Annotated in this window: 18 protein-coding genes; 9 read left to right on the forward strand and 9 right to left on the reverse strand. The window is 71.5% G+C overall.

What is annotated here, in order from left to right; all coding sequences use genetic code 11:
• Positions 1-170 precede the first annotated feature (170 nt).
• Together ACZ5XS_RS25825 and ACZ5XS_RS25830 are read right to left on the reverse strand one after the other, a co-directional pair.
• Complete coding sequence (locus ACZ5XS_RS25825) at positions 171-899, reverse strand: response regulator transcription factor (RefSeq protein WP_468655077.1); 729 nt, start codon at positions 897-899, stop codon at positions 171-173.
• A 72-nt stretch (positions 900-971) separates the two neighbouring features.
• Positions 972-1,631: a TetR/AcrR family transcriptional regulator gene (locus ACZ5XS_RS25830; protein WP_468655124.1), complete on the reverse strand. Its 660-nt coding sequence runs from the start codon at positions 1,629-1,631 to the stop codon at positions 972-974.
• Positions 1,632-1,815: 184 nt separating this feature from the next.
• Here ACZ5XS_RS25830 and ACZ5XS_RS25835 point away from each other — a divergent pair, with 184 nt between their 5' ends.
• The 5 genes from ACZ5XS_RS25835 (at position 1,816) to hemC (ending at position 7,213) form a co-directional block, all read left to right on the forward strand.
• Positions 1,816-3,297, forward strand: coding sequence for an MFS transporter (locus ACZ5XS_RS25835; RefSeq protein ID WP_468655079.1), 1,482 nt, complete (start codon positions 1,816-1,818; stop codon positions 3,295-3,297).
• Positions 3,298-3,626: 329 nt separating this feature from the next.
• Complete coding sequence (locus ACZ5XS_RS25840; RefSeq protein ID WP_468655081.1) at positions 3,627-4,256, forward strand: hypothetical protein; 630 nt, start codon at positions 3,627-3,629, stop codon at positions 4,254-4,256.
• A complete protein-coding gene (locus ACZ5XS_RS25845) occupies positions 4,253-5,233 on the forward strand; it encodes an ATP-dependent DNA ligase (protein WP_468655083.1) in 981 nt (326 codons plus the stop codon). Before ACZ5XS_RS25840 ends, ACZ5XS_RS25845 begins: the two co-directional genes overlap by 4 nt.
• A 142-nt stretch (positions 5,234-5,375) precedes the next feature.
• On the forward strand, positions 5,376-6,152 hold the full coding sequence (locus ACZ5XS_RS25850; RefSeq protein ID WP_468655085.1) for an NPP1 family protein: 777 nt from the start codon (positions 5,376-5,378) through the stop codon (positions 6,150-6,152).
• Positions 6,153-6,277: 125 nt separating this feature from the next.
• A complete protein-coding gene (gene hemC / locus ACZ5XS_RS25855; protein WP_468655087.1) occupies positions 6,278-7,213 on the forward strand; it encodes a hydroxymethylbilane synthase in 936 nt (311 codons plus the stop codon).
• A 16-nt stretch (positions 7,214-7,229) separates the two neighbouring features.
• On the opposite strand, the gene ACZ5XS_RS25860 is transcribed toward hemC, so the two are convergent.
• The 4 genes from ACZ5XS_RS25860 to ACZ5XS_RS25875 form a co-directional block, all read right to left on the reverse strand.
• Positions 7,230-7,745, reverse strand: coding sequence for a hypothetical protein (locus tag ACZ5XS_RS25860; protein ID WP_468655089.1), 516 nt, complete (start codon positions 7,743-7,745; stop codon positions 7,230-7,232).
• Between the two features lie 189 nt (positions 7,746-7,934).
• Positions 7,935-8,795, reverse strand: a complete 861-nt coding sequence (locus ACZ5XS_RS25865; protein WP_468655091.1) for an ABC transporter permease — start codon at positions 8,793-8,795, stop codon at positions 7,935-7,937.
• Positions 8,755-9,594, reverse strand: coding sequence for an ABC transporter ATP-binding protein (locus tag ACZ5XS_RS25870; protein WP_468655093.1), 840 nt, complete (start codon positions 9,592-9,594; stop codon positions 8,755-8,757). The genes ACZ5XS_RS25865 and ACZ5XS_RS25870 overlap by 41 nt, the downstream gene beginning before the upstream one ends.
• A complete protein-coding gene (locus tag ACZ5XS_RS25875) occupies positions 9,591-10,046 on the reverse strand; it encodes a MarR family winged helix-turn-helix transcriptional regulator (protein WP_468655095.1) in 456 nt (151 codons plus the stop codon). The genes ACZ5XS_RS25870 and ACZ5XS_RS25875 overlap by 4 nt, the downstream gene beginning before the upstream one ends.
• Positions 10,047-10,407: 361 nt before the next feature.
• Here ACZ5XS_RS25875 and ACZ5XS_RS25880 point away from each other — a divergent pair, with 361 nt between their 5' ends.
• A complete protein-coding gene (locus tag ACZ5XS_RS25880) occupies positions 10,408-11,199 on the forward strand; it encodes an RNA polymerase sigma factor SigF (RefSeq protein WP_468655097.1) in 792 nt (263 codons plus the stop codon).
• Between the two features lie 10 nt (positions 11,200-11,209).
• Here the strand turns inward: ACZ5XS_RS25880 and ACZ5XS_RS25885 are convergent, their stop codons facing one another.
• The gene (locus tag ACZ5XS_RS25885; protein ID WP_468655099.1) at positions 11,210-11,542 is read right to left on the reverse strand and encodes an ANTAR domain-containing protein; all 333 of its coding nucleotides are present in this window, start codon (positions 11,540-11,542) and stop codon (positions 11,210-11,212) included.
• A 165-nt stretch (positions 11,543-11,707) separates the two neighbouring features.
• On the opposite strand from ACZ5XS_RS25885, the gene ACZ5XS_RS25890 reads away from it, so the two are divergent.
• A complete protein-coding gene (locus ACZ5XS_RS25890; RefSeq protein ID WP_468655101.1) occupies positions 11,708-12,511 on the forward strand; it encodes a VOC family protein in 804 nt (267 codons plus the stop codon).
• Positions 12,512-12,635: 124 nt separating this feature from the next.
• On the opposite strand, the gene glgX is transcribed toward ACZ5XS_RS25890, so the two are convergent.
• The gene (gene glgX / locus ACZ5XS_RS25895) at positions 12,636-14,780 is read right to left on the reverse strand and encodes a glycogen debranching protein GlgX (protein ID WP_468655103.1); all 2,145 of its coding nucleotides are present in this window, start codon (positions 14,778-14,780) and stop codon (positions 12,636-12,638) included.
• Positions 14,777-15,289 carry a pep a2 gene (locus ACZ5XS_RS25900; protein WP_468655105.1) on the reverse strand — a complete coding sequence of 171 codons (513 nt, stop codon included), beginning with the start codon at positions 15,287-15,289 and terminating at the stop codon, positions 14,777-14,779. The genes glgX and ACZ5XS_RS25900 overlap by 4 nt, the downstream gene beginning before the upstream one ends.
• Before the next feature lie 318 nt (positions 15,290-15,607).
• Between ACZ5XS_RS25900 and ACZ5XS_RS25905 the strand changes: the two genes are divergently transcribed.
• Together ACZ5XS_RS25905 and ACZ5XS_RS25910 are read left to right on the forward strand one after the other, a co-directional pair.
• Complete coding sequence (locus ACZ5XS_RS25905; RefSeq protein WP_217236254.1) at positions 15,608-15,907, forward strand: DUF5133 domain-containing protein; 300 nt, start codon at positions 15,608-15,610, stop codon at positions 15,905-15,907.
• A 72-nt stretch (positions 15,908-15,979) separates the two neighbouring features.
• On the forward strand, positions 15,980-16,553 hold a 574-nt coding region (locus ACZ5XS_RS25910), incomplete at its 3' end, for a maltotransferase domain-containing protein (RefSeq protein WP_468655107.1).

Genomic DNA, 16,553 nt, shown 5'->3' on the forward strand with positions numbered 1-16,553 from the left:
CGGGGTGAAGTGGTCGAGGCCTCGATGAGCACATGCAAACAGACGGGGCTGACGCCTTCCCGTCAGTCTCCTGACAGAAGGCTGACGTGACCCGGATCACACCATGCCGGTGCATCAAACTACCCTTGAAGCCAGGTGAGTTGGCGGGCCGATCCCCCCTTGACGGACAGTCAGCCGTCGGCGTCGGCGCGCCCCAGCCAGTAGCCGAAACCCCGGCGCGTGTGGATCAGCACGGGAGCCTCCTTGTCCACCTTGCGGCGGAGCCGTGAGACCAGTTGCTCGATGGCGTTGTCGCCGCGGTGGTCGCCCCAGACGTACCGGCCGATCTGCTCCTTGGACAGCACCCGGTGCGCGTTGGCCAGGAGATGGCTCAGCAGCCGGTACTCGGCGGGCGTGAGGCCGAGCGTCCGGGTGCCGCGGCGCGCCTCGCACAGGGTGTCGTCCAGGACCAGGTCGCGGTAGCCGAGCGCACCGCCCCGCGGACGGCCGGGGCCGGTGCGGGTGCCGCGCAGCAGGATCTGGACGCGGGCCAGGACCTCGGCCATCCGGAAGGGCTTGGTGACGTAGTCCCGTTCCCCCAGGTCCAGTTCGGGCACGAGCCGGTCCAGGGAGTCGTACGCGGTCAGCAGGAGCACCGGCGGGCGGTGGGCGAGGACCGGCCGGTCGCGGCCGAGGCCCTCCAGGTCCGGCAGCGCCGCGTCGAGGACCACGAGGTCGAACCGACCCGCGCCGAGCCGCGCCAGCGCCTCGGGTCCGGAGCCGGCCACGCCGATCCGGTATCCCGCCAACTCCAGGGTGGTGGACAGCAGTTCGGCGACGTCCGGTTCACCGACGACGACCAGGAGGTGCTGACCGGCCCCGCGGGCGAGCGGCGGTTTCTCACGGGTGCTGCCGTACATGCGCCCACCCTACCGCCCTGCTTGCCTAACTCAACTAATCCAGGACGGCCCACGGACTGGACGTACGCCAGGTCAGGAACGGGGCGTGATCGGCGCCAGCCACATTCCGGCGACCGCGTCGACGAGGCCGGTCGCGGCGTCCTGCCAGGTGACCCGGGGCGTGGGGGCGTTCTCGGCGAGGGCCCGCTCGCGTTCGGCGGACATGTGCACGATGAGATGGCGGGCCATGTCGCCGCGTTCGGCGCGGACCTCGGCGGGCAGCTCCGGCAGACACCGGCTGAGCCCTTCGACGATCCGCAGCAGGGACGGCGAGGACAGCGACTCCTCCACCATGATCGGCCGCAGCGCCGGGTCGGTCATCACCTGTGCGCAGAACCGGGCGTACCAGGTGGGACTGCCGAGCGCCGCGAGGTGTTCGGGAACCGGGCGCACCAGGCACCCCACCCAGTCGCGCACGTCGGCGGAGTCGCCGGTCTCGGCCAGCAGCCGGGCGCGGATCTCCTCGACCGCGGCCGCGCGTTTGCGGATGATCGCCCGCACCAGGTCGGCCTTGGTGCCGAAGTGGTAGCCGACCGCGGCGTTGTTGCCCTGCCCGGCGGCCTCGCTGACCTGACGGTTGGACACCGCGTACACGCCCCGCTCGGCGAACAGCCGCTCCGCCGCGGTAAGGATCAACTCCCGTGTCGCGCTGACCTGTTCGGCCCGTACCGCCCCGCCCGCCATGACCACCATCACCACCGCACCGGGACTTGGCACCTCTCCGTGACGGCCAGTCCCCCGAGCCGCCGCGGATCCACCGCCCGAGTGGCGGCTCCTCGGACGGAAGCCTACGCAGGCAGGCGAAGCCCTAAAGTAAGTCAAGCACCTGATTTAATTCTGGCCGAGACCTCTCCCTGACACCCTCCGGAGGCCCCGCATGTCCGACGCCCTCGCCGAACCCGCCGACGCGGGGAGCGGCGCCCCGCCGAGGCCGAACGCCGTGGTGGCGGTGCTGGCCTTCGCCGGAATCGTCGTCTCGCTGATGCAGACCCTGGTCATCCCGATCGTCCCCGAGCTGCCGAGGCTCCTGGACGCGCCGGCGTCCGACACCGCGTGGGCGGTCACCGCGACTCTGCTCGCCGCGGCCGTGGCCACCCCGGTGGTCGGCCGGCTCGGCGACATGTTCGGCAAGCGCCGCCTGCTGCTGGTCAGCATCGTGCTGCTGGTGACGGGCTCGGTGGTCTGCGCCCTCAGCGACGCGCTGGTGCCGATGATCGTCGGCCGGGCGCTGCAGGGGCTGGCCTCCGGCGTCGTGCCGCTCGGCATCAGCATCATGCGCGACGAACTGCCCGCCGAGCGGCTGGCCGGCTCGACCGCGCTGATGAGCGCCTCCCTCGGGGTGGGCGGCGCCCTGGGCCTGCCCACGGCCGCGCTGATAGCCGACAACTTCGACTGGCACATGCTGTTCTGGGCCTCCGCCGTGATGGGCGTGATCGCCTTCGCGCTCGTCGTCTCCCTGGTCCCGGAGTCGCAGGTGCGCACCGGCGGCCGCTTCGACGTGGTCGGCGCACTCGGCATGGCGACGGGTCTGGTCTGTCTGCTGCTGGCGATCTCCAAGGGCGCCGACTGGGGCTGGACGAGCGGCACCACGCTCGGCCTGTTCGCCGGCGCCGTGCTCGTCCTGCTCGCCTGGGGCGTCTTCGAACTGCGCACCGCGCAGCCCCTGGTGGACCTGCGCACCACGGCCCGCCGCCAGGTGCTGGTGACCAACCTCGCCTCGATCGCGATCGGGTTCTCCATGTTCGCGATGTCCCTGGTGCTGCCGCAGCTGCTCCAGCTGCCCGAGCAGACCGGCTACGGCCTCGGCAGGTCCCTGCTGACCGCCGGTCTGGTGATGGCCCCCTCCGGCCTGGTGATGATGGCGACCGCCCCGGTCTCCGCCGCGGTCTCCAAGGCCAGGGGGCCGAAGGTGACGCTGATGATCGGTGCGGTGATCGTGGCCTGCGGGTACGGCCTGAACGTCGTGCTGATGTCCGAGGTCTGGCACCTGGTGATGGTCTCCTGCGTGATCGGCGCCGGCATCGGCTTCACGTACGGCTCGATGCCCGCCCTGATCATGGGCGCGGTGTCCGCGAGCGAGACGGCCGCGGCGAACAGCCTCAACACCCTCATGCGGTCCATCGGTACGTCGGTGGCGAGCGCCATCGCGGGCGTCATCCTCTCCCAGATGACCATCAGCCTCGGCGGCTACGCCCTTCCCTCCGAGGACGGCTTCAAGACCGTCATGGCCATCGGCGCGGGCGCCGCCCTCCTCGCCTTCGCGATCGCCTCGTTCATCCCCGGCCGGCGGCCCGGGATCACGGCCGCGTCGGCGCCCTCGGCCGCGGAACCGACGGCGGGCGCACCCTCGGTGAAGTGAGGGCGCGCGGCCGACCCCACCGGACCGGCTGCCCCCGGCCTGCGGCAGATTCGGGCCCGCCGCGGGCGAGAGGGGCCGCCGCATCACCGTCCGTGCCGTCCTGCCCGAGGAGGACACGCATCCCGCCCGTACCGCGTTCTCAGTAGTCCGCTTGGCGGCAGGCGCACGACGACCTGACGGCCGGGTCCGGGAAGGCTGGGGGAGGTGGCCGGCACCGGGTGGGGGGACCTCCGTCCCATGGCCGTACGTCCGTGCCGGCGGGGCCGAGCGGGCAGGGCGTCCACGCGCCCGGCCGAACGGGAGGCCGCCGGCGCCTGACCGCTCCCCTCATGAGGGTCGCCCGTGTCGCAGGACACCGGCGGCCCATCGCCGTCGTCGCGTCGGGCATCGCCCGCCATGGCTCCTGGACACCGACCGGAGAACCCGATGAGCTCCCCCTCGCAGCGCTACGCCGACGACCACGTCCGCACGTCGACACCGTGACGGACGCGCTGCGCCATGGGCCCCACGTCGCCCTCGCGACCGTGTCCGGCGCCGCGCTGTTCTGGCGGCGCAGCCGTCCTCGTACCGCCGTCGCCGTGACCGCCCTGTGCGCGGCCGGTGCCGCCACGCCCGGCCATCTGCTCACACCGCTGCTGCCGGGGCCGCTCATGCCGGCGCTCTACCGGCCGGCCGTCGCCACCGGCCGCGGGACGGCCCGCTCTCCCAGCGCCGCGCTCACCCTGCTGCTGACGTCGGCCCTGTTCCCGGACTCCTCGACCACCCCTGGCAGCCCGACCCGCTCAGCCCCGCCGCCCGCCTGCTGCTCCCGTTCGCCGCCGGAGACGCGACCCGGCTGCGGGGCGCCCAAGGCCGTTGCGCCGTCCACGGACCGGTGGTCCGCGGTCGGCGGCCGTTCAGGGGAACCCTGCGGGGAGGGCGCGTGGCGGTGGCCGGTCCGGTCGACAACTGACCCGTGAGCCTCCCGCTGATCCCTCCCATGCTCGCCACGCCCGGCACCCTGCCGCCCGCCGCGCAGGACGCGCGGTGGGCGTACGAGACCAAACAGGACGGCCAGCGGGTGGTGGTCTACCTCCCCGGTGACGGCAGCGTGGTGCTGCGGGCCCGGTCCGGGGAGGTCGTCACCGTCGCCTACCCCGAGCTGCTGGCGCTGGGCCACGCGCTCGGCGCCACCCCGGCCGTGCTGGACGGGGAGGTCCTGGCCCTGGACGAACAGGGCCGCGGCGACTTCCAGTTGCTCCAGTCCCGGATGGGGTTGGTGCAGGCTCCCGGCAGAGCGGCGCGCCGGGCGGCGGAGGTCCCCGTCCACCTCGTGCTGTTCGACGTGCTGCACCTCGGGCAGCGCTCGCTGCTGGGCCTGTCCTACGTGCGGCGGCGGGCGCGACTGGAGGAGCTGGGTCTGGCCGGGCCCTACTGGTCGACCCCGGCCGCGCTCGTCGGCCGCGGGGAACAGGCCCTGCGGGCCACGCGTGAGCACGGCCTGGAGGGCCTGGTCTGCAAGCGGCTGGACTCGGTGTACGAGCCCGGTGTGCGCTCCCGTGCCTGGATCAAGATCCGGAACATGCGCAGCGAGGACGTCGTCGTGGGCGGCTGGCTGCCCGGCAAGGGACGGCTCACCGGTCTGCCCGGCGCCGTCCTGGTCGGCCAGCGCGCCGCCGGACGCCTGCGGTACGTCGGCGGTGTGGGCACCGGCTGGAGCGAGACGGAGCGGGAGCAACTCGCCGCGCTGCTGCACACCGCCGCGACGGACGTGTGCCCCTTCGACCCCGTGCCGCGGGTGCCCGGTGCGCGCTGGGTGCTGCCCCGGCTGGTCGGCGAGGTCCGCTACAGCACCCGTACCCGTGCCGGGATGCTGCGCCAGCCGTCCTGGCTGCGGCTCAGGCCGGACCTCGCTCCCGAGGAGTCGGCGGCCGACCTGCCGGACGACCTCGTCTGACACCCCGTCAAGGTCCAACTGTTGGGGCGGCCGTCACCGGAGAGTCGCCTGCGACCCCTTGGCGTGGACATGAAAAGCGGGGAAGCTGAACCTCCCTTTCCCCCACAGCCGTTGGGCTGCGCCCGGACCAGAGGAGGACGCAGTGTCGTCACCGTCGTTCAAGGCACACCGCCGGAGATGGCTCACCGGCCTGGCCGGCGCCGCCGCGCTCGTCGTCGCCTTCCCCACCGCCGCCTTCGCGGCACCGCCGACGGCCTTGCCCGCCAACGCCGAAGCCGCCGAGAAGACGTACCAGCCGGCCTTCGACTACGACACCGACGGCTGCTACCCCACTCCGGCCATCGGTCCCGACGGCACGGTCAACGGCGGCCTCAACCCGACCGGCGCCCTCAACGGCAGCTGCCGCGACGCCTCGGACCTCGACAACACCAACAGCTACTCGCGCTCCAAGTGCAACAACGGCTGGTGCGCCTACATCTACGGCCTGTACTTCGAGAAGGACCAGGCCATCGCCGGCAGCAGCATCGGCGGCCACCGTCACGACTGGGAGCACGTCGTGGTGTGGGTGCAGAACAACCAGGTGCAGTACGTCTCGACGTCCAACCACGGCTCGTTCACCGTGACCGCGGCGTCCGGGGTCCGCTTCGACGGCACGCACGCCAAGATCGTCTACCACAAGGACGGCGTCAGCACGCACTGCTTCCGCCTCGCGAACTCGGCGGACGAACCGCCGGAGAACCACAAGGGCACCTGGCAGTACCCGCCGCTGGTCGGCTGGAACGGCTACCCGTCGGGGCTGCGCGACAAGCTGAGCGCGTACGACTTCGGCAGCGCCAACTTCGCTCTCAAGGACGGCAACTTCGCCTCCGCGCTGTCCTCGGCCAAACCGTCCGGAATCGCCTTCGACCCCAACGCCTGACCGTTCGAGACGTCCGCCGGCCCGGCGCTGCCCGCACACGGCACGCCGGGCCGGCCCGTCTGCCGGCCGGGTTCAGTCGGCCGGTGCGGCGCAGAGGCACCGCCGCGAGGGTCTATCGTGGCCGTATGTCCGTGCCCGAACTGATCCGTGTCGTCTCCCGCGACTCGCCCATGGCGCTCGCCCAAGTGGAGCGAGTCCGCACCGAGTTGGAAGCCCTGTACCCCGGAGTGCGCACCGAGGTCGTGCCGGTGAAGACGACCGGTGACAAGTGGATGGGCGATCTGTCCATGGTCGAGGGCAAGGGGGCGTTCACCAAGGAGGTGGACGCCGCGTTGCTGGCCGGCGAGGCGGATCTCGCGGTGCACTGCGTCAAGGACGTGCCCGCCGACCGGCCGCTCCCGGCGGGCACGACGTTCGCCGCGTTCCTGAAGCGGGACGACATCCGCGACGCCCTCGTCCACCCCGGCGGCCTCACCCTCGACGAGCTCCCGGCCAGGACCCGGATCGGCACCTCGTCGGTGCGCCGGGTCGCGCAACTGGCCGCCACCCACCCGCAACTGGAGTGCGTACCGTTCCGCGGCAACGCCAACCGGCGGCTGGAGAAGCTGGCGGCCGGAGAGGCGGACGCGCTCCTGCTCGCGGTGTCCGGCCTGGAACGCATCGACCGCCGGGGCGTGATCAGCGAGGTCCTCTCCCCCGAGACGATGATGCCGCCGATCGGCGCGGGCATCCTCGCCCTGCAGTGCCGGGAGGGCGACACCGAGATCATCGACGCGGTGAGCGCGCTCGGCGATCCGGACACCCATCGCGAGGCGACCGCGGAGCGCATGTTCCTGCACGTCCTGCAGGGGCACTGCAACAGCCCGATCGCCGGGTACGCGCGCGTGGACCGCGGCGGCGAGCTGTCCCTCCGCGCCTGCGTCTTCACCCCGGACGGCAAGACCCGGCTGAACGCCCACGAATGGGCGGGCCGCCTCGACCCGGCGACGCTCGGCACCTCGGTCGCCGTGGCGCTGCTGCGTCAGGGCGCCCGCGAGATCATCGACGGCATTCCGCACTGAGCGGCGGGCCCGCCCGTCAGGCGGTGCCCTCTTCGGCCTGGTCCCGCAGGAAGTTGCTCACCTGGCAGGCGAGGCCGTCGCGCACCGCGCCGGTGCCGACGGCCTGCTCGTCCAGCCCGATGCCGCCCGCCCACAGTCGGCGGTCGGCCCAGTCGTCATCGACCCGCAGCTGGACCTGGACGTCCACCTGGCTCAAAGACGCCTCCGGGCCGGCCGCGTACAGCACGGCGGTCGCCCTGCGCAGCGGATAGACGTCGAAGCCCTCGATGAACTGCGAATTGCGCCAGTCGATGAACGCGCTCTCCCCGTCGGGGCCGATGCGCACGTCGATCTGGCCGTCCTCCAGATGAATGGTGGAGTGCAGGCTGCCGCGGTTCTCGACGGTGACGCGGACCCGGAAGTACGTCAGCCCTTCGGCGGCGTCGTCCCGTCCGCGCGGCGGCTCGGCCGCCTCCAGACGATGGACGCGGACACGCAGACCGGCATGCTCGTCGTACTCCTGCCAGTCCCCGACCACGTTCGGCTCGTACACAATCCACCTCTCGACCTCAGAGAGCTGCTTCCTATCTGTGCGCTCTGCACACTGTCAAATGAGCAGAATGCGCTGTGGCCAGCGAATTCGTCCCCTTGATCAGTGATCAAGCCGTGCGCAGGAAGAATCCGCCGACCGGTCGGACGGCCGGATTCCCGCGCGTGCCGCACATCACTTTCCGGACGCCGGTCAACGGGCCAGCCTCCCCAGGAGCGACGAGGCCGCGGCGATGCCGAGCGCGGCGGCCACGATCAGCACCGCGAAGTCGAGCGTCAGGTGCGCGGGCGTACCGATGAGGAGGCCGCGCAGAGCGTCCACCTGGTGGCTCAGGGGGTTGACCGTACTGACCGCCTGGAGCCAGCCGGGCATGAGGGACACGGGGTAGAGGGCGTTGGAGCCGAAGAACAACGGCATGGTGATCGCCTGGCCGATGCCCATCAGCCGGTCACGGCTGAGCACGATGCCGGCGATGGTCATCGACAGACAGGAGAAGAAGACGGATCCGAGGATCACGACCGCCGCGACGCCCAGCAGCTTGAGCGGGTTCCAGGTGAGCGCCACGCCCAGCAGGGCGGCGATGACGATGACCACGACCGCCTGGATCAGCGACTTCACGCCCGCCGCGAAGGCCTTGCCGGTGATCAGCGCCGAGCGTGGGGTCGGTGTGACGAGAAGCTTGTTCAGTACGCCGGCGTCCCGCTCCCAGATGATCTGGATGCCGTAGAAGATGGCGATGAACATCGCGGACTGGGCGATGATGCCGGGCGCGAGGTAGTCGAGGTAGGGGATGCCGTCGGTGGGGATCGCCTTGATGCGGGTGAAGGTCTGGCCGAAGATCAGCAGCCACAGGGCCGGCTGGACCGCCCGGGTGTACAGCTCGGTGCGGTCGTGACGCAGCTTCTGCAGTTCGACGGCGCACATCGCCACGACCCGGGTCGGCAGCAGCCGCCAGCCCGCGCGGGGCTCGGGCGGGCTCACCAGCAGGCCGATGCCGGCCTCGCGGGCGCGGTCAGCCGACACGGCCTGCGGTGCGGCGGGTGCTTCGGACATCGCGGAACCCTCCTGACTGGTCGTCGAGACCGCTGCCGGCGACGTCACGGAAGACGTCCTCGAGGGTGGGCAGCGGATCGGTTGCCTTGGCGCCCCGGCGCTCGCCGAGTCCCTGCCGCAGTTCGGCCGGGGTGCCGAGGGCCCGGATGCGGCCGCGGTGCATCAGGCCGACCCGGTCGCAGTAGTGGTCGGCCTCGTCCATGTGGTGGGTGGTCACCAGGACCGTCATGCCGGTGGCCGCGCGGACGGCGTTGATGTGTGCCCACACGTCGGTGCGGGCGATCGGGTCCAGGCCGATGGTCGGTTCGTCGAGGATCAGCAGCCGGGGCGCGCTGACCAGGGCCTGCGCGAGTTCGAGGCGGCGGATCATGCCGCCGGAGTAGGTGCCGGCGAGCCGGTCGGCGGCGCCGGTGAGGTCGACCGCGGCCATGGCCTGTGCGACGCGCTCGGCGCGCTCGCGGCGGGGGACGTCGAACACCCGGGCGAACAGGACGACGTTCTCCCGGCCGGTGAGGCCCGCGTCGGCGGACAGCTGCTGCGGCACATAGCCCAGCAGGCGTCGTACGGCCATGGCCTCCTTGGCGGCGTCACGGCCGAAGACGTGGACCATCCCGGCGGGAACGGGCAGCAGGGTGGTGATGCAGCGGATGGCGGTGGTCTTTCCGGCGCCGTTGGGTCCGAGCAGCCCGAAGACCTCGCCCGGCGCCACCGACAGTTCGAGCCCGTCCACCGCGTTCGTCTCACCGAAGGAATAGGCGAGCCGGGTGCAGTCGACCGCTCCCTGAGCGTCCCGTGTCATGACTCCCCGGCCTCCTCGCGCAGGTTGACGGCGAGCTTGCGCAGCGCCGGGATCGCCGCGTGCAGTGCTTCCCGGTCCGCCACGTCGAGACGGGACACCTGGCGTCGTACGAGGTCGGTGCGCCGCCTGCGCCACTCGTCCAGCCGGGTCTCGGCCGCGGCGGTGGGCAGCAGCCGTGCCGCCCGGCGGTCGGCCGGGTGCGTCTCGCGGACCAGGTAGCCCTGCCGGACCAGCTGGTTGACCAGCGTCGAGACCGAGTTGCCCGCCAGACACAGCTCCCTGGCGGCGTCCGAGATCCCGATGCCGGGCCGATCCACGACGAGACGCAGCAGCTCCGCCTCCGCGCCCCGCAGCCGGGGGTCGGGCATGTCCCGGCGCAGTCGGCGCCGGATGAGCCGCTGGACGCCGACGAGTGCGTCGGCCAGCTCCTCGGTGAAGGTCTCTGGTTCCACACCACGGACATTACCTCTGTAGCAGAGGTAACTGACCCAAACGCTGGTCAAGAACGTGCAGTCAGGGGGATATCCCGGCTGCGGATATCACTCAACGAATTCCGTCGATTTCAGAAAGTTCCTTCCCCAGGTAAATCCCGTCCCCTTTTCAACATTTCACCATCACGCTGTCGCACGCACTCGGCGGAATTAGCCGGAATTGTTTCGGACCGGACGCCCGCGGGAATCCGCATTTCAGTGCTTCGGACAGGAGGCACGTCCGTGGGAGCCGCCCCTTCCGGCCCCGGGTGGTCTCCGCGAGGTCCGAGCCCGCGCCCCCACGGTTCTGTCCATCCAGCACCTGCTGAGGGAGGCGCGCACCATGCCTGTCACTGGCAGAACGAAGCCGCACCCGCACGACGACGCCCCCGACACCGCCGCCGACTTCCTGCGGCTCACCGACCTGCCCCCCGGCCCGGAACGCAAGACGCTCCGCGACGAACTGGTCGAGACCTGGCTGCCGATGGCCGAGCGGATCGCCGTCCGCTTCCGGGGCCGCGGCGAGTCCCTGGAGGACCTGTACCAGGTGGCCGCCCTCGGCCTCGTCAAGGCCGTCGACCACTACGACCCCGAGCGGGGCTGCGCCTTCGAGGCGTACGCCGTGCCGACCATCACCGGCGAGATCAAGCGGCACTTCAGGGACCACATGTGGACCCTGCACGTGCCCCGCCGCGTACAGGACCTGCGCAACCGGGTGCGCCAGGCCGCGAAGGAGATGTCGCAGACGTCCCCGGGCCGGGGCCCGACGCTGGCCGAACTGGCGGAGTTCGCACACATGAGCGAAGAAGAGGCGCGCACCGGGATGGAGGCCCTGGAGTGCTTCACCGCGCTGTCGCTGGAGGCCGAGATGCCCGGCACCGAGGGTTACGCCCTGGGTGACGCGATCGGCGGCCCGGACCCCGCCTTCGACACCGTCGTCGACCGGGTGGCCGTGCGGCCCTGCCTGGAAGCACTTCCCGAGCGCGAGCGGACCATCCTCTACCTGCGCTTCTTCCGGGGCATGACGCAGAGCAGCATCGCGGACCAGCTCGGTATCTCGCAGATGCACGTCTCCCGGCTGCTCAGCAGCTGCTTCGACCGGCTGCGCGAGGAGATCCTCACCGAGGCCAGGTGAGACGCCGCCGTCACTCCGGCGGCGCTCCCGGAATCTGCGTGGGGCCGTAGCGGTCCAGGGCCTCCTCGAGCTCCGCGCGGATCTCCGGGGGCATGGTCCCGGCCCGCCCCCACAGGAGGATCAGTTCGGCGACATTGCGCAGCTTGATGTTGGTGTGCTGCGAGACGTCCTTCAGCACTTCCCACCCCTGGTCGGGCGTGACCCTGCCGAGCGCGACGACCATGCCGATCGCCTGGTCGACGACGGCGTGCGAGGCGACCGCCTCCTTGAGCTGGTCGATCTCTTCCTGCAGCTCGAAGATGCGGTCCGACTCGGCGGCTGATTCGTCCGGTTCGGCTGACACGTCTTCATCCTGACACCCGCCCGGCCCCACGCCACCGGGCGCGACGCGGACCGGCCACCGTTTCGGTGGCGCCACGGGGGTACTCGGCATGCGCCCCGAGCGCTTCCGGCCGGACACTGGGACGAGACCTGTGGCCCCGGCCGACGAGAGCAGGACGCGAACACCATGAACCACGACACGCGACCACCCAGCGCCACCAAGACCGTCCGGTCCACGCATTCCGTGTTCGGCGCGCCCTGCTGGGTGAGCCTGACCAGCCGCGACCAGCAGGCCACGGAGGAGTTCTACGGAGCCGTGCTGGGCTGGGAGTGGCAGCCGGCGAAGCTCGGCGACCGCTTCCGGGTCGCGCTGGCCGACGGCACACCGGTGGCCGGGATCGCCGCGGTCGCCTCCATGTGGCAGATGGCGGTCGCCTGGACGCCGTACTTCGCCGTGCCCAGCGCGGACGAGGCCGCGGCGCGAGCCCAGGAGCGCGGTGGCACGACGGCGGTGGGACCGCTGTCCTTCCCGCCCGGGCGGGCGGCACTGCTCGCCGACCGGGACGGGGCCGCCTTCGGCATCTGGGAGGGGGAACTCGTCGCCAACTGGGAGAGCTGGCGCGAGGCGCAGCCGGCCTTCATCAAACTCCACACCCGCGACGCCTTCGACGCCGCCATCTTCTACGGCGAGGTCCTGGAATGGGCGTCGGACCGGCCCGGCTGCTGCGAGGTCCGCTACGAGGCGGGAGAGGTCGTGCTGCGCAGCCGGGGCGACGTGGTGGCGCGCATCGAGTCCGGTGCGCTGGAATCGGCTCCCGACCCCACGATCCGGCCGCACTGGCAGGTCCACTTCGCGGTCTCGGACGTGGCGGCCTGTGTGCGGGCCGCGGAGGTGCACGGCGGCAGCGTCCTGTCGAAGGGCAGTGAGGAGGCCCGGCTGCGCGACCCCGACGGGGCTCAGTTCACGGTGACCTCGCGACGCGAACGCTGACCTGCCGCGCGAGTGCCGGCACTCGGCCACGAGCGCCGCACTCGGCCACGAGCGGCGGCGCGGGACGCGAACGTGACGAGGCCCCGGGCACACGGCCCGGGGCCTCGATGCTGCGCGCCGGGCCTCAGCGGGCGGCGCGCGAGGGCCTGGACAGCAGGACGAGGCTGCGCGCGTCGACCGTCATGCGCGTGCCGGCCTTGTGCTCGGCCTCGTCGGCTCCCTGGGGTTCGGCGGTGTCGATCAGCGTCGTCCAGCGGTCGCCGTAGGTGGCGTCGGGCAGGCGGAACTCCACCGGCTCCCAGTAACCGTTGAGCAGCAGCAGGAAGGAGTCGTCCACCACCCGGTTCCCGCACGCGTCGGGCTCGGCGATGGCGTCGCCGTTGAGGAAGACGCCGACGGAGTGCGCGTCGGAGCGCTGCCAGTCCTCGTCGGACATCTCGCGCGCGTCCGGCAGCAGCCACACCAGGTCGGGCAGTGGCTGGCCCGCGTGTGTCACGGTCTCGCCGCGGAAGAAGCGGCGCCGTCGCAGCACTGGGTGGTCGGCGCGGAGTCCGATGACGTACCGGGTGAAGTCGGCCAGCGCCTGCTGGTCCTCGGTCAGCCGCCAGTCGACCCAGGAGACCTCGTTGTCCTGGCAGTAGGCGTTGTTGTTGCCGCCCTGGCTGCGGCCCAGTTCGTCGCCGTGGCAGAGCATCGGGATGCCCTGCGAGAGCAGCAGCGTGGCCAGGAAGTTGCGCTGCTGGCGGGCGCGCAGCGTCAGGACGGCCGGGTCGCGGGTGTCGCCCTCGGCGCCGCAGTTCCAGGAGCGGTTGGTGCTCTCACCGTCCTGGTTGTCCTCGCCGTTGGCCTCGTTGTGCTTGTCGTTGTACGAGACGAGGTCGCGCAGGGTGAACCCGTCGTGCGCGGTGACGAAGTTGACGCTGGCGCGCGGGCGCCGCCGGCTGTGCTGGTACAGGTCGGCGGAGCCGGTCAGCCGGGAGGCGAACTCGCCGAGCGTGTGCGGCTGGCCGCGCCAGAAGTCGCGCACGCAGTCCCGGTACTTGCCGTTCCACTCCGACCACAGGGGCGGGAAGTTGCCGACCTGGTAGCCGCCCTCGCCCACGTCCCACGGTTCGGCGATGAGCTTGACGCGGCTGATCACCGGGTCCTGCTGGATGAGGTCGAAGAACGCCGACAGCCGGTCCACCTCGTGGAACTGCCGGGCCAGCGTGGCCGCGAGGTCGAAGCGGAATCCGTCGACGTGCATCTCGGTGACCCAGTACCGCAGCGAGTCCATGATCAGCTGAAGGACGTAGGGGTGCCGCATCAGCAGGCTGTTGCCGGTGCCGGTGGTGTCGTAGTAGTGCCTCCAGTCGCCGTCCACGAGGCGGTAGTACGAGGCGTTGTCGATGCCGCGGAAGGACAGCGTCGGGCCCTTCTCGTTGCCCTCGGCGGTGTGGTTGTAGACGACGTCGAGGATCACTTCGAGACCGGCCGCGTGCAGCGCCTTCACCATCGACTTGAACTCGGTGACCTGCTGACCGCGGGTGCCGCGGGCGGCGTAGTCGTTGTGCGGGGCGAAGAAGCCGATGGTGTTGTAACCCCAGTAGTTGGACAGGCCGCGGTCCGTGAGCACCCCGTCCTGCACGAACTGGTGCACCGGCATCAGCTCGACCGCGGTCACCCCGAGCGAGGTCAGGTGCTCGACGACCGCCGGGTGCGCGAGCCCCGCGTAGGTGCCGCGGAGTTCGGGAGGGACGTCGGGGTGCGTACGGGTGAGCCCCCGTACGTGCGCCTCGTAGATCACACTGTCGGCGTACGACCGCCCGATCGGCCGGTCGTCGCCCCAGTCGAAGGCCGGGTCGGTGACCACGCCGAGCATGGTGTGTCCGGCACTGTCGTCCGGGGACGGCCCGTCCGCCGCTCGCTCGAAGAGCGCGGCGTGGTTGTCGACCTGCCCGTCCACCGCCCTGGCGTACGGATCGAGGAGCAGCTTGGCCGGATTGCACCGGTGGCCGAGGGCCGGCTGCCAGGGTCCGTGCACCCGGAAGCCGTAACGCTGCCCGGGGCCGATCCCGGGCAGGTAGCAGTGCCACACGAAGCCGTCGACCTCGGTCATCGCCGCCGTGAGGTGCTTTCCCTGGTCGTCGACGAGGACCAGTTCCACGCGTTCGGCGACCTCGCTGAACAGGGCGAAGTTGGTGCCGTTCCCGTCGTGCGTCGCGCCCAACGGATAGGGGCGCCCGCTCCACACGGGCACCCCTTTCCGGTGCGGTCGGCGCGCGGTCACCGCGCGTCCTCCAGAATGCCGTCCGGTGTGCTCGCCGGCCCGGCCAGGGCCGCGACCGGCACCTCGCGGGGCACCTGGAGCACCTCTGGCAGGCTGGGCCAGGGTGTCGTGGGCACGAGGGGGACGCGTTCGCCGGCGCGGGCGCGCTGGGAGAACCAGATGACCTTGCTGCCGGTGTCGGTGGCACAGCAGCCCCAGCCGTCGCTCATCGCGGCGATGTGTTCCAGGCAGGCGCGCAGGTCCTGGTGGGGGCGCAGATCGCAGTCGTTCTCGCCGATGGCGGTGATGAGGTGCTGGCCGTTCCACCACATCTCGATCGACGTGTTCTTGTCGGTGGCGTGCTCGTCGATGGCCCTCAGCAGCATCTCGGTACCGCGGCAGACGGGTTCGACCAGGATCTCCAGGTCCCAGTACCGGAGGTGGGCGGCCAGGATGCGCCTGACCTGTCCGACCCGTTCCGGGCCGACCTCCACGTCGAGGTGGTAGTAGCAGGGCGATGCGGTCTTCATCGTCGTTGGCTCCTCACCGGCGAAGCTCTCGCTTCCCCTCACCCCCTGCGGGGCATGGGCCCCGAACACGAAGCGTGAGCACTGATCGCTTCTGAGTCACCTACAGAGTGAGTGGGCTACGCCGTTCGTGCAACACGAGCGACGGACGAGGCGAGAGGGGCCCACTGATGATTGAAGATCCAACAAGACGCTGAGTCATTGCGCATGCACCATGTGTGAAGACCTCGATGCCCGTAACGGATCCGTGTGCGTCCGCGCGCGGCCGCCGCCCGACGGTCGGGAGACGTGCCATCGAGCCCCTGGAAGGTGAACGGCACCATGCTGCTGCCGGCCAAAGCCGAAGTGGCCCGCCAACTGCGACGGTATCGGGCGTGGGAACGCAGGATGCTCGCGGCCCCGGCCGACCGCAGGATCCGCGCCACTTTCGAGGACTCGGGCTACACCCTCTGCGTGCTCATGGGAAAACGCTGCGCGCGCGAGGCCGCGGACGCCGCCGAACGCTATCTGCGGACCACCTTGGTCGCCTACCTCCAGGAGGAGAGCGAACGGCCCGGCCCACGGGCCCTGGTCAGACGGGGCCCGCCGAGCACGGACCGGCGTTCCCCCGCGGGGAGGTAGACACCTTCCGGCGCAGCTTGGATCCCCGGCCGGGCCACGAGCCCGGCCTCGAGCACGGCGGAGGTGTGACTCATGAGTTCGAACCAGACCCAGGTGATCGGCCGCATTCCGGTGCGGGACGTCCGGCCGTCCGTGGAGTGCGGCAGGCGCCCGGCGAAGGCCGTCGAGAACGAGACGTTCGAGGTCACCGCGACCGTGTTCCGCGAGGGCCACGACGCGGTCGCCTGCAATGTCGTACTGACGGATCCGGAGGGCGGGCACGGCCCCTGGACGCCGATGCGGGAGCTGGCCCCCGGCACCGATCGCTGGGGCGCCGAGGTCACCCCGGGCGCCCCGGGCCGCTGGACCTACCGCGTCGAGGCGTGGAGCGATCCGCTGACCACCTGGCGCCGCACGGCGCGCATAAAGGTTCCGGCCGGCATCGACACCGGGCTGGTCCTCGAGGAGGGCGCCGACCTGTACGAACGGGCGGCGGCCGGCGTGCCGCGGGGCCCGGAGCGTACGGCGGTCCTGACTGCCGTGGACATGTTGCGCGACGACACCCTGCCGGTCGCGACGCGCCTGGCGGCGGCGTTGACGCCGGAGGTGGACGCGGTCCTGTCGCGGTATCCGCTGCGGGAGTTCGTGACCGCGTCGGAGACGCTGC

It is taken from the genome of Streptomyces sp. NPDC033131, assembly GCF_055578365.1.